Source organism: Capnocytophaga sp. oral taxon 380 str. F0488, from assembly GCF_000318255.2.
Taxonomy (GTDB): Bacteria; Bacteroidota; Bacteroidia; order Flavobacteriales; family Flavobacteriaceae; genus Capnocytophaga; species Capnocytophaga ochracea.
Genome location: NZ_KB291180.1, coordinates 46,357 through 59,166 on the forward strand (window position 1 = coordinate 46,357; position 12,810 = coordinate 59,166).

Here is a 12,810-nt window from a genome sequence, read left to right on the forward strand (position 1 = left end):
CTTGGACGATTGGTATAGAAAGGGTATATAAACAGTTGACTCATAATATGATACAACGAGTATAAAAACGGTAAAAACAGGGTTTCGAGGCGAAAGAAAGGGAAAAGACAATAGGCCTTAGGCCATAGGCAATAGGGGCGAGTATGACGGAAAAAAGGAAGAAATGACGAAGGACGAGGGGCGAATGACGAGAGACGAATGATGAATCACGAGGGACGAATCACGGAGGTAATGTGAGGTCATAGCGCGATAGACAGGTAAAAAATTAGTAGATTAGCAAATTTGAGAGAGGCTAAAAAGGGAGAACCAAAGACAAAGAGAGTTATATTAACTTTACTAAGTTTGAAACTTTGGCAAAGTGTAGAGAAACAAAAGAGGAGGTAGGAAGGAGAAGAGGTGTATGTGAGACGGTTGTAAGATGGAATTTAGAAAAGGAAAAAATATTATTTTTTGCGTATCATTTTTTAGTTATGATTTTATTTTGTACCTTTGCACACTTAAAAGAGTTTGAATTGTTATGCCAAGAATCTATTACAGAGAGAAGAAACTACACGGTCACCCATTAAAGAACGAGGTGATTACCGTTGATTTATTCAATAAAATCATACAACTCAGTGCTTTCATTCCCGAAGATGCCTTGCAGATTTTTGAGCTTCCTCAGAAAACATCGCCGTTGGCTTTTTGGAACAACACCAAAGGTTTTAAGTATGCTGTAGTGTGGAATACCGAAAAACCTCACACTACCTATGAATATGGAGATTTTTATCTACCGAAATCTATTGTGTTCTTTGATGAAAAAGACTCTTATTTTCCTTCTGATTATTATTTTATTGTAAATATAGACAACCAACTGGAACTGAGTCATAGTAGAGCAGGAGCTGATACCGCTTGGTATGAACAACCTCAGTTACGCAGTAAAGTAACTAATCCTAAACTCATCAAACGCTTCGAAAAGAGTATCAAAGAACTGTATAAACTTCTAAAGAAAAATTAGCAAATTAGCAGATTAGCACATTTGCAAATTAGACAAATGTTTACAACTGAATATGATGTGATAGTAGTGGGCGGAGGGCACGCAGGTGCTGAAGCTGCCGCTGTGGCTGCCAATATGGGAGCCAGTACACTACTGATTACTATGAACTTACAACATATCGCCCAAATGAGCTGTAACCCTGCTGTGGGAGGTATTGCCAAAGGGCAGATAGTACGCGAAATAGATGCCTTGGGGGGCTATATGGGGATTATCACTGATAAAACCGCTATTCAATTTAAAATGCTCAACCAATCGAAGGGTCCTGCTATGTGGAGTCCGCGTGCACAATCTGACCGTATGCGTTTTTCGGAAGCGTGGCGATTACAGTTGGAAAGTCTGCCTACACTTGATTTCTTTCAAGGAATGGTAAACGACCTTCTGATAGAGAAAGACAAAGTAGTAGGAGTACGCACTTCGTTGGGGATTACTATCAGAGCGAAGAGTGTAGTGCTGACCAATGGTACTTTCTTGAACGGAGTGATGCACATAGGAATGAAACAGTTTGGCGGAGGACGTGCAGGAGAACCCGCAGCATACGGCATCACCGAGTGCCTTGTACAACACGGTTTTGAGGCGGGACGTATGAAAACAGGAACGCCTCCACGTGTAGATGCGCGTTCGCTTGATTTCAGTAAGATGATTCCTCAACCGGGCGATGAGCATCCGCAAAAGTTTTCTTTCTCTGCTGAAACACAGCCGCTCGCAGTGCAAAAAGACTGCTATATGACGTACACCAGTGAGCGCGTACATAATATATTGCGCACAGGCTTCGACCGTTCGCCTATGTTTCAGGGCATTATCCACGGTGTGGGTCCGCGCTATTGCCCTTCGATAGAAGATAAAATTAATCGTTTTGCGGACAAAGACCATCATCAGTTGTTTGTAGAGCCCGAAGGCTGGCATACCGTAGAGATGTACGTGAACGGCTTTTCGACTTCTTTGCCCGAAGAGGTGCAATACGCTGCCCTGAGTCAGGTAGTGGGGTTTGAGAAGGTGAAGTTTTTCCGTCCAGGGTATGCGATAGAGTACGACTATTTTCCGCCTACCCAGCTGAAACATACGCTTGAAACGAAACTTATAGAAAACTTATACTTCGCGGGGCAAATCAACGGAACTACGGGCTATGAAGAAGCTGCTGCACAAGGACTAATGGCAGGCGTGAATGCGGTACTGAAAATACGCGAGCGAGCTCCTTTTGTACTGAAACGCGACGAGGCTTATATAGGAGTTTTGATTGATGACCTCATCACCAAAGGCACCGAAGAGCCTTATCGTATGTTTACCTCACGCGCTGAATACCGCACCCTCTTGCGACAGGATAATGCTGACAGACGATTGACTCCGTTAGGGTATGAAATAGGTACTGTAAGTGAAGCGCGCTATCGTGCGTGGGAAGCCAAAGAACGCAAGGTGAGTGGATTTATCACTTATATAAAGGAATTGAGTGTTACCCCCGAAGAGGTAAACCCTATACTCGAAAAATACGAGTCATCACCAATGAAACAAGGCGACAAGTTCCAAAAGGTACTTTCTCGCCCCGATGTAACTCTTGCTGACTTTGAGGCTATAGACCGTATTGCCGAATATATAAAGAAGAACGAACTTACCGAAGAAGAAAAAACCTGCGCAGAAGTGGAGGTGAAATACGCCGGCTATATAGAAAAAGAACGCAATAATGCTGATAAACTCAACCGCTTGGAGAGTGTGCGCATTCCCGACAACTTTGATTACGACAAGATAGTATCGCTCTCGTTTGAAGGGCGCGAAAAGCTGAAAAAGATACGCCCTGTTACCCTTTCGCAAGCCTCACGCATCAGTGGGGTATCGCCAGCGGATATCAGTGTATTGCTGATATATATGGGAAGATAATTGGCGTGAGGTCGTAGCACGACAGGCAGTTGTAGCACGACAGGCGGCAGAGAGCCATACAGGCGATTGCAAAATAAAGAAATTGAGAAGGGAAGATTAACTTAGAGCCTAAACATTTAGCGTAATGCGGTGTTTAGGTTTTTGTTTTATAGATATTACAGTTGTTATCGGCAGTTATGGTTTTGTAGAATTAAAATTATTTACTACCTTTGCACTCAAAATCATTCTAAATAATAATAATCGTTATGGAAGAAGTGCGCAACCGTGCTTGTACTGTTGCCGATCTAAAAAAAGGCGAAAAAGGGCTTATACAAGATATTGATATTGCTAAAATACCTCAGAAACTCATTGATTTAGGTTGTTATGCGGGTAGTGAAGTGGAGGTGCTCCAAAAAGCTACTTTTGGTGACCCTATCTATATCCGTATGAATGAGGCATATCTTTCGATTAGAAAGGATATGGCAAAAGCGATAGAATTAGCAAATTAGGTGCAAGTTGCACAAGCAATTTAATTAGCAAATTAACAAATTGACAAGTTTAAAAATCGCCCTTGTGGGCAACCCTAATACCGGTAAAAGTTCGCTCTTCAATGCATTGACGGGCTTGAACCAAAAGGTAGGCAACTATCCTGGTATTACTGTCGAAAAAAAAATAGGATACTGCAAGCTTTCCGATACCCAGCAAGCCGAAATCATAGACTTGCCGGGTGCCTATAGTCTCAACCCAAGCTCGGAAGACGAGCACGTGGCTGTAAATGTGCTTACACATAGCTCTGAGCCTCATTATCCTGATGTGGTGGTAGTGGTGTGTGAGGTGAGTAACCTCAAGCAAAATCTCTTGCTCTTTACCCAAGTAAAAGATCTTGGGTTGCCTACGATACTTGTTATCAATATGGTAGACCAGATGCGCAAAAAGGGTATCAGTATTGAGGTGGAAAAATTAGCGCAAGCTTTGCAGACGAAAGTTGTCCTCACCAGCACTCGCAAAGGCGAAGGGCTTACGGAGCTGAAAGAAGCGATTGTAAATTATCAACAACTGTCGCTCACTCCTTGCGTAGATATCTCTCGCTTAGAGGCGATGACTTTTGGCACGTCGGAAAGTGAGCAACGACGCAAACAGCAAAAAGAAACGATACTTCGCTATCAGTTTATCAACAAAATACTGAAAGAGACGTATACGGTAGACCAGCGCAAAGCACAGACGCTTCGCGCACGTCTCGACCGCTTCCTTATACACCCCTTCTTTGGCTATGTGGTGTTTGCTGCGATACTCTTGCTTATCTTCCAAGCAGTATTTACTTGGTCGAGCTATCCGATGGATTGGATAGAAAACGGTTTCAATGTTTTTGGGGAATGGCTTGCTACTAAACTACCCGCTGGGGCACTTAGCGAATTACTAATAGAGGGTATCCTACCAGGAATCGCAGGTATCACAGTGTTTATCCCCCAAATAGCTGTACTCTTCACCTTGATTGCCCTATTGGAAGAAAGTGGCTATATGAGTAGGGTGGTGTTCTTGATGGACAATGTAATGCGTCGTTTTGGGCTTAGTGGTAAGAGTGTTGTTCCTCTGATTTCGGGAGCAGCTTGTGCTGTACCTGCCGTGATGATTGCCCGCAATATTGAGAATTGGAAAGAACGCCTAATCACCATACTTGTTACTCCGTTTATGACCTGTTCGGCACGTTTGCCCGTATATCTCATCATCATTAACTTGGTAATCCCAGACGGTGATTTTTGCTGGATTAGCTATAAAGCGTGGACGTTCTTTGCGATGTACTTTTTGGGCTTTGCGGTAGCTTTGCTCTCGGCTTTCATCTTAGACAAAGTACTGAAGATGCACAAGAACAACAGTTTCTTTATCGCAGAAATTCCCGATTATAAAATTCCGCTTTTGCGCAATGTATGCCTCACTGTATACGAGAAGACCAAAGGCTTTGTAGTAGGAGCAGGGAAGTTCATTTTAGCAATTTCGATACTTTTGTGGTTCTTAGGGTCTCACGGAGTAGGAGAAAAGTACAACAGCATAGAGGCTACCGCCGAGCAGTTGGCACAAACTCACCAGTGGACCGCCGAGCAGAAAGCGCATTACATAGAAGCCCAAAGTCTTGAATACTCGTTTTTGGGTTACATAGGCAAAGGAATAGAGCCCGTATTTCGTCCGCTGGGCTACGATTGGAAAATCAGTATAGGGGTAGTAGCTTCGTTTGCAGCGCGAGAGGTGTTCATTAGTACCTTATCAACGGTTTATAGTTTAGGAAAAGATTTGGATACCGAAGGTGAAGAGGGGGAACATACTATCTTGGCAAAAATGCGCGCTGAAGTACGTCCTGATGGCACGCCCATATACACACTTGGCACCGGTATTTCGCTCTTGCTCTATTACGCTTTTGCAATGCAGTGTCTTAGCACTGTTGCCGTAGTACGAAAAGAGACCAACAGCTGGAAATGGACAGCTATCCAATGGATATTTATGACGGGAATTGCCTACGTGAGTGCAATGATGGCATTTATTTTAATTAGATAATTAACTAATTAGCAGAATGCCCCCGTTCCCCCGAGGGAGGACAATCCGTAAAGATGATAATCGACAAATAATGAAGTTAGGTTTAGTATTTTCAGGTGGCGGGGTGCGCGCTTTGGCACACGCTGGATTGTTGAAGGCTTTGGAAGAAAAAGGCTTGCAACCCTCAATTATTTCGGGTACCAGTGGTGGAGCGCTTATTGGGGCACTCTACGCTTGTGGGGTAAAGCCCGAGGATATGGTGCATTTTTTTAAAGAAACACCTGTGTTCAAATGGTCGATGCTCACTTTTAAAAAAGTGGGATTAGTAGATAGTGCTAAATATACTAAGTTCTTTAAGAAACAATTCCAATGTCCGACTTTTGAAGACTTACGATTGCCCTTAGTGGTAACAGCTACCAATCTGTTGAACGGTAAAGTACAGTATTTTAGCAAAGGAGAGCTCATTCAGCCCCTCATTGCGTCGTCGGCATTACCGCCTTACTTCTCACCGGTGAGAATAGGAGACAGTTTATATTGCGATGGGGGACTGCTGAACAACTTCCCCATAGAACCCCTCAAAGACCGATGCGATAGAATTATAGGGAGTTTTGTGAATCCGCTAGAAACGATTACCGAGAAGGAACTCAGCAACTCGTTCCAGTTTATGCAACGCATTTACAACATCACTATGGATGGCAATTATAACCGCAAGTTCAAAAAATGTGACCACTTGCTACTACATAATCTCAGCAATGTAGGCGTACTCGATACTAAAATGCTCGATCAAGCCTTTGAATATGGATACGAACAAACAATTACCAAATTAGCTGATTTGTCAGTTAGCTAATGAGTAGAGGCAAATATTGACAAATTGGTAAATTAAGACATTAACTTTATGAGTGAAATTTCTAAAATTCTATTCTTGGTATCGGATAGTTTGCTGATACCCGACATTATCGTACTCTTGGTACTTTTTGTGCGCGCTTTATTATTGGTAGGTAGTTTCTACAATCGCTTCATCACTAAATACAAAAACGACAAACAGCTGAATGAAGCCATCAGGACGCTCACACCCGAAAGCGCAGAACAGCTTAAAGCCCTATTGCCCGCACGCGATAATGCTCTTTACACCCAATACTTGCGTGATATTCTTAGTCATATACCCGACGAGGCATATTACGACTATATGATTTCCAACTTCGAGAATGAAGGCGAAAAAGACATAGCCACCTCCAAGCTGTTGGCGAAAGTAGGTCCCGTTTTAGGGCTCATCGGTACGCTTATTGCTATGAGTCCGGCACTTACGGGGCTCTCCACCGGAGACATTTCTAAGATGGCGAGTAATATGCAAGTGGTATTTGCCACCACCGTTGTAGGCTTAGTGATTAGTTTGGTAGGGTTGGTAACTTTGCAGTTCAAACAACGCTGGTATAGCAAAGAAATCAACAACCTTGAATATGTAAGTAGAGTATTAACTCAACCCGCAAGACAATGAAGACAAACCGACGCATATCCCGACTCAAAGACGATGATGCCGACCCGCTAAGTGTAGTGGTAAATCTTTTTGACGTGGCAATGGTCTTTGCCGTTGCCTTAATGGTATCGATGGTGATGAACCTGAATATGGCCGATTTCTTTTCGGGTGAAGATTTTACCATTGTAAAGAAGAAAGGCGATGATATGGAAATCCTTCGTCGTGAAGGACAGAAAATCACTAAATATAAAACTGTAGAAGGTGCAACCCCCGATGCTTCTACCACTCAGAAAAAAGGTAAACGCCTCGGGGTAATGTACGAAACCGAGAATGGCGAAACTATATTGTTGCCTGATGAAGAATAAGCATAAATAAACCCTATTAAATATGAAAAAGTTTCTCATTAATTTCGTTGTTGTACTGCTACTACTCATAGGAACCCTTTACGTGGCGGGCTATGGTTATATTCTCAAAGCAGTAGTGATGGTCTACGGCACGGGGCATACTACTACTTTCCTCGATGATTATACCTATTTTGACAATCGTACGATTACTAAAAGTCCTACTCCTCAGCCTTGGCCACTTTCAGTGGATTACAACAAAATACCCGAAACCCCCGAACTACAAAATGCCCATAAAAAATACGGAACGGTAGCTTTCCTTATCATCAAAGGTGATAGTATATGGCACGAACAGTATTTTGAAGGCTATAATACTGAGAGCAAGAGCAATTCATTTTCTATGGCAAAGAGCTATGTGTCTGCGCTCTTGGGTAGGGCTATTGCTGATGGTTACATCAAGAGTCTCGACCAAAAAGTAAGCGATTTCTTTCCTGAGTACAAAAAAGGCTTCGGAGCCCAGCTTACCGTAGGCGACCTCTCGTCTATGGCATCAGGGCTTGACTGGGACGAGGCGTATTACAATCCGTTTTCTATTACAACTCGTGCTTATTTTGATAAACATTTTAGAGAAAAGATGCTCCAACTGAGGATTGTTTCTCCTCCTGGGAAAGCCTATAAATACCTCAGTGGAAATACTTTTCTTTTGGGAATGGTATTGGAGAAAGCTACAAAGAAGACCCTTACTCAGTATCTCACCGAGAGCTTATGGCAACCGATGGGTTGTGAGAGCGATGCTCTTTGGCAATTAGACAGTAAAGAAAGCGGACTCGAAAAAGCGTATTGTTGTATTGCTTCGAATGCACGTGACTTTGCCCGCCTCGGAAAACTCTATCGAGATAATGGAAAGTGGAACGGCAAACAGCTATTAGACTCTACCTTTGTGGCAACTTCCGTACAACCGCGCTTTGCCGAGAGTCCAGAATACGGCTATGGTTGGTGGTTATTAGACTATAAAGATACCCATTTCTTTATGATGCGCGGACATTTGGGACAATACGTAATTGTAAATCCTACTGATAAAGTTATCATTGTGCGTTTAGGGCATCGCACTGCCGATACTTCTCCTGAAGGCAGTAAGTTTACTCAGGATATTTATGATTATATAGATGAGGCATATAAGATTTTAGGCGTTAGAGGGTAGTAGAGCGATGAGACTTTAAATTAATAGTTGAATTTCAGTAAAAATGCTTAACAAGATTAATCTTGAAGATATTCTCTTCTTAGATATAGAAACGGTACCACTCTATGAACAACACGCTGAGCTTTCGGCTTTAGAACAAGAACTGTGGGAGGAAAAGACACGTTATCAGCGGAAAGATGAGTTTACTGCTGAAGAATTTTACGACCGTGCAGGTATTTGGGCGGAGTTTGGGAAGATTGTATGTATATCAGTAGGCTACTTTTCTTTTCGGTATCAGCAACGCACTTTTAGGGTTACCTCGTTTGTGGGAGAGGAAGAAGTATTGTTAAAAGATTTTGTACGTTTGGTAGAAGAACACTTTTCACGCGCTAATAAATTGTTTTGTGCTCATAATGGCAAAGAGTTTGACTTTCCTTACCTTTCGCGACGTATGATTATCAATGGTATTCCTATTCCTCAAAAACTACAGCTCTTTGGCAAGAAACCTTGGGAAATTCCGCATCTCGATACTCTTGAACTATGGAAATTTGGTGATTATAAACACTTCACTTCGCTGAAGCTCTTGGCTCATATTTTGGGTATTCCTTCGCCTAAAGACGATATTAATGGTAGCGAAGTGCGTGATGTGTTCTACAATGAAGGCGATGTAGACCGCATTGCTACTTATTGTGAAAAAGATACTATTACAGTAGCCCAAATACTGCTACGTTTCCGCAACGAAGAGCTTCTAACCGATGATGAAATTCTAATTGTAGGGCATTAACTTTTATTTCTATTTTAAATACTGAGGTTCAAAATAAGCAATATCTTCAAAGTCTTGTTTTGTATATTTTTCTATAGCAAACGGAAGCATATCTTTTGCCTCAGGGAAAGCATTGGGTATAAATACAGCATTAGGATGCTTACAGATAGTAGCAAACTTCGTACTGCCATCACCTAAAAAAGTTACTTTACCCCTATTTAGTTCTTCTTGATAACTATGCTCATCGAGGATTTTAGCTTCAGTAGGACTCACAAACTGATAAGCACTATTAAACACGGCGCTATACACCTCCATACGGCGTGCATCGAGCATAGGGATAATGCAATTACCCTGAGCTTGGTGAGCGAGGATTTGCAGGGTGGGAATAGCAATTAAGGGTTTCTCCAAAGCAAAGCAAAGACCCTTGGCAGTAGCAATACCAATGCGCAAACCTGTATAAGAGCCTGCACCAGCACTTACGGCTATAGCATCAACCGCAGAAAGGGGCAAGGAGGCTTGTTGCATTACGTCTTCAATAAAGAGATGTAAGTTTTCGGAATGAGTAAACTTGCCTGCATTCTCAGATTTTTCAGCTATAATGTGATTGTTTTTTGATAGGGCTACCGAGCAATTGAGCCCTGAAGTTTCTATGTGAAGGATAATCATTTTTGTTGTATTTTTCAACTTAGGGGGAATGTGTGACGCAAAAGCAACTGTTTATTTTTCACTTTTCCCAGAAACAATTAGAACTATTTCTCCTTTAATATTCTTATCTTTATAATAGTCTAAAAGTTGTTGGAGGGTGCCACGTTGGGTTTCTTCGTGTAGCTTAGTGAGCTCACGTGAGAGACTCGCAGGACGGTCGGTACCGAAAGTGGTAATAAAGTCAGTGAGGGTTTTGAGCAATTTATGCGGGGAGATGTAGAAAATCATCGTTTTGGTTTCAGTTGTGAGCTGAGAGAGGCGCGTTTGTCGTCCTTTTTTATCGGGAAGGAAGCCTTCGAAGGTAAAACGGTCGTTAGGCAAACCACTGTTTACCAAGGCAGGCACAAAGGCTGTAGCTCCTGGTAAGCATTCTACATCTACTCCCTCAGTAAGGCAAGCACGTGTAAGCAAGAAGCCGGGATCGGAAATGGCAGGTGTTCCTGCATCGGTGATGAGTGCTACGGTAGTACCCCTTTTGATGCGCTGTACCCAACTGTCTACCACTTTGTGCTCGTTGAACAGGTGGTAACTTTGCATAGGGGTATGGATATCGTAGTGTTTGAGAAGCTTACTACTGGTGCGCGTATCTTCGGCTAAGATAATATCAACCTCTTTGAGCAAACGGAGTGCTCGCAAGGTTATATCTTCGAGATTGCCTATGGGGGTAGGAATGAGATAGAGTTTGCTCATTACACTTCAAAGCGTTTGAGAAGGAGAGAAAGGAAGCGTTCTTCGTATTCCTCTTTGTCTTTCCAATAGTTGTAAGTAGGTTTTATTTCTTGTTCTAAGTATAAAACAGCATCTTGCATTGTATTGAGTTCTCCGATATGTTTTACAACTTTGTTATATTCGCTTTCACTACCAAGGAAGAGTTTTTGTACAAAAGCCAATTTATCATTTAAACCTATTTGAGCATTTTTACCTAACTTATCGTTAAGAGATTGTACGGGTTTTATATCCTCATCAGTTTCTTTTCTATCGAATACGGTATGCTTAGACTGAGAGATATACTCTTCTAAGGAAGGGGATTGCTTTAAGATACGTTGTTCATCGGTGTACTGAGGTTGCTCAATAAACTGTTCGGGCTGTGTTACTTGCTGAGGTTGCTCGATTGCAAAATCTATTTGAGATGTTTCTACTCTTTTGGGTTGTTCCACAGGTACTGCCCATTCAGGTTCGGGCTGATGTACTTCTACTTGGGGTTGCGCTATTTTTGCAGTTTGTTTTTGAACGGGTTTTGGTTCCATTGCTACAAACGAAGCTTTTTCTTTTGTTTGTCCTTTAGGAGCAATAGGGTGCACTTCGGTAGCTTCTACTTTGATGTCGAAAATATCTTTTTCTTGATTTTCATCAATGAAATTAGATACTTTTTTCATCATTGAGTTTTTTCGGTTTTCATTAGCACCTAAGTCTTGATAATATTTATCAACGAAACTCAATATAGTGATTTTTTCAGCTAATTTATGAGCCTGTTTATTGAGTTCTATGAGGTTAAGTTTCCCTTGTTTAGCAATAATTTCGGTAGCGAGAGCTACTAAACTTTGTTCTAATTCTTCTTTCATAGGTTGCTATTCTTTAGTTAAGATGTGGCAAAGATATAAAATATTTTTGAATAATAAAGAAATGACAAATAAACGGACTGCTCCAAAATTTTTTTGGAGCAGTCCGTTTTTGATTATTTTATAGATGCTTCGTAAATACCTTCGATAGTGTGAGTTAAAGTATCGTTGAACTGAGCATCGGTTTGCTGAGCTGAGAGTCCTTCGGTAAGTGCTCTTGAAAAGCTAGCGATTACGCCTTTGTTTTCGGCGAGGATATCATTAGCTTTCTCTCTTGGGTAACCTCCTGAAAGGGCGACTACACGCACTACACGAGGGTGCTTGGTGAACTCTTTGTAGAGATTGTTGATAGTTGGCAAAGAGAGTTTGAGCATCACGTTGAAAGTATCGGGGAGGGCATCGAGATGTTTTCTTATCTCGTCGCGCAAGATAGCTTCGGCAGGTGATTTATCGGGGATATTGATATCTACTTCGGGCTCTATAATAGGCACGAGTCCTGCTTTTACGATTTGTTTGGCTATCTCAAACTGCTGTTTTACCACTCGTGCTATACCGTCAGGAGAGGCTTTTTTAATGACTGAACGCATTTTGGTGCCGAAGATATGACGCTCATTGGCACGCTCTAAGAGTTCTGTAAGACCGCTAATAGGTTTCATCAGTTGAACACCATCGGCGTCTAAGCTTTCTAAGCCTTTATCGACTTTTAGGAAGGGGACTATGTGTTTCTCTTCCCAGAGATAATCGGCGGTGTATTTACCATCGATTTTTCTATCCATTGTCTGTTCGAAAAGGATAGCACCGATAATTTTATGGCTGTTAAAAGCGGGGCTTTTGATGATGCGGGTACGCATTTGGTGAATGAGGTCAAACATTTGGTCTTCATTGCTATATTGGTCTTCATTCACACCGTAAAGTTTAAGGGCTTTTGGGGTACTACCGCCACTTTGGTCGAGGGCTGCGATAAAGCCCTTGCCATCTTTCATTTGTTTGAGTTGTTCTTTTTTCATAGTGTGTTACTGTTTAAAAGATAGTACAAAGGTACAAAATATTTTTTAATTGACAAAAATTAATAATACTGGAAATGGAAATAATGCGAGCCACACGGGCGGGAAAAATTAGAAAATGAGGAAATGAGAAAATGAGAAAATGGAGTGTTAGGTTGTATTAGAGAAATGAGGCTGTGCCTCAGAAATTAAACAAATTTTAAACAAAATCAAGGCTACGCCTTGTAAACCAGCGGAGGTATTGTCAGTTTATTTAAGTTTGCCAAAGGTGCGAGCCGCACAGGCAGCCGTAGCACGACAGACGAGGAAAAATTAGCAAATGGGGAAGTGTTGAGGGATTCGAAAGGAAACGGAGAAGTTCGGAAGAGGGGAGGGAG

Annotated in this window: 13 protein-coding genes; 9 read left to right on the forward strand and 4 right to left on the reverse strand. The window is 41.9% G+C overall.

The window, feature by feature from the left end:
- Positions 1-517 precede the first annotated feature (517 nt).
- The 9 genes from HMPREF9078_RS02100 (at position 518) to HMPREF9078_RS02140 (ending at position 9,186) form a co-directional block, all read left to right on the forward strand.
- Positions 518-994, forward strand: coding sequence for a hypothetical protein (locus tag HMPREF9078_RS02100; RefSeq protein ID WP_009419078.1), 477 nt, complete (start codon positions 518-520; stop codon positions 992-994).
- Positions 995-1,030: 36 nt separating this feature from the next.
- Positions 1,031-2,902 carry a tRNA uridine-5-carboxymethylaminomethyl(34) synthesis enzyme MnmG gene (mnmG, locus tag HMPREF9078_RS02105; protein WP_009419079.1) on the forward strand — a complete coding sequence of 624 codons (1,872 nt, stop codon included), beginning with the start codon at positions 1,031-1,033 and terminating at the stop codon, positions 2,900-2,902.
- A gap of 245 nt (positions 2,903-3,147) precedes the next feature.
- Positions 3,148-3,390, forward strand: a complete 243-nt coding sequence (locus HMPREF9078_RS02110; protein WP_009419080.1) for a FeoA family protein — start codon at positions 3,148-3,150, stop codon at positions 3,388-3,390.
- A gap of 40 nt (positions 3,391-3,430) precedes the next feature.
- Entirely contained in the window at positions 3,431-5,428 is a 1,998-nt protein-coding gene (feoB, locus tag HMPREF9078_RS02115; protein WP_009419081.1) for a ferrous iron transport protein B, read from the forward strand.
- Positions 5,429-5,498: 70 nt separating this feature from the next.
- Positions 5,499-6,254, forward strand: coding sequence for a patatin-like phospholipase family protein (locus HMPREF9078_RS02120; protein WP_034542565.1), 756 nt, complete (start codon positions 5,499-5,501; stop codon positions 6,252-6,254).
- Between the two features lie 48 nt (positions 6,255-6,302).
- Positions 6,303-6,902, forward strand: coding sequence for a MotA/TolQ/ExbB proton channel family protein (locus HMPREF9078_RS02125; protein WP_009419083.1), 600 nt, complete (start codon positions 6,303-6,305; stop codon positions 6,900-6,902).
- A complete protein-coding gene (locus tag HMPREF9078_RS02130) occupies positions 6,899-7,246 on the forward strand; it encodes a DUF2149 domain-containing protein (protein WP_002674860.1) in 348 nt (115 codons plus the stop codon). The genes HMPREF9078_RS02125 and HMPREF9078_RS02130 overlap by 4 nt, the downstream gene beginning before the upstream one ends.
- Positions 7,247-7,268: 22 nt before the next feature.
- On the forward strand, positions 7,269-8,423 hold the full coding sequence (locus HMPREF9078_RS02135) for a serine hydrolase (protein WP_009419084.1): 1,155 nt from the start codon (positions 7,269-7,271) through the stop codon (positions 8,421-8,423).
- A gap of 43 nt (positions 8,424-8,466) precedes the next feature.
- Positions 8,467-9,186, forward strand: coding sequence for a 3'-5' exonuclease (locus tag HMPREF9078_RS02140; protein ID WP_009419085.1), 720 nt, complete (start codon positions 8,467-8,469; stop codon positions 9,184-9,186).
- Positions 9,187-9,195: 9 nt separating this feature from the next.
- On the opposite strand, the gene tsaB is transcribed toward HMPREF9078_RS02140, so the two are convergent.
- The 4 genes from tsaB to HMPREF9078_RS02160 form a co-directional block, all read right to left on the reverse strand.
- On the reverse strand, positions 9,196-9,831 hold the full coding sequence (gene tsaB, locus HMPREF9078_RS02145; protein ID WP_009419086.1) for a tRNA (adenosine(37)-N6)-threonylcarbamoyltransferase complex dimerization subunit type 1 TsaB: 636 nt from the start codon (positions 9,829-9,831) through the stop codon (positions 9,196-9,198).
- Between the two features lie 51 nt (positions 9,832-9,882).
- Complete coding sequence (gene rsmI / locus HMPREF9078_RS02150; protein ID WP_009419087.1) at positions 9,883-10,560, reverse strand: 16S rRNA (cytidine(1402)-2'-O)-methyltransferase; 678 nt, start codon at positions 10,558-10,560, stop codon at positions 9,883-9,885.
- A complete protein-coding gene (locus tag HMPREF9078_RS02155) occupies positions 10,560-11,432 on the reverse strand; it encodes a hypothetical protein (protein WP_009419088.1) in 873 nt (290 codons plus the stop codon). Before HMPREF9078_RS02155 ends, rsmI begins: the two co-directional genes overlap by 1 nt.
- Positions 11,433-11,545: 113 nt before the next feature.
- On the reverse strand, positions 11,546-12,436 hold the full coding sequence (locus tag HMPREF9078_RS02160) for a fructose bisphosphate aldolase (protein ID WP_009419089.1): 891 nt from the start codon (positions 12,434-12,436) through the stop codon (positions 11,546-11,548).
- Positions 12,437-12,810 lie beyond the last annotated feature (374 nt).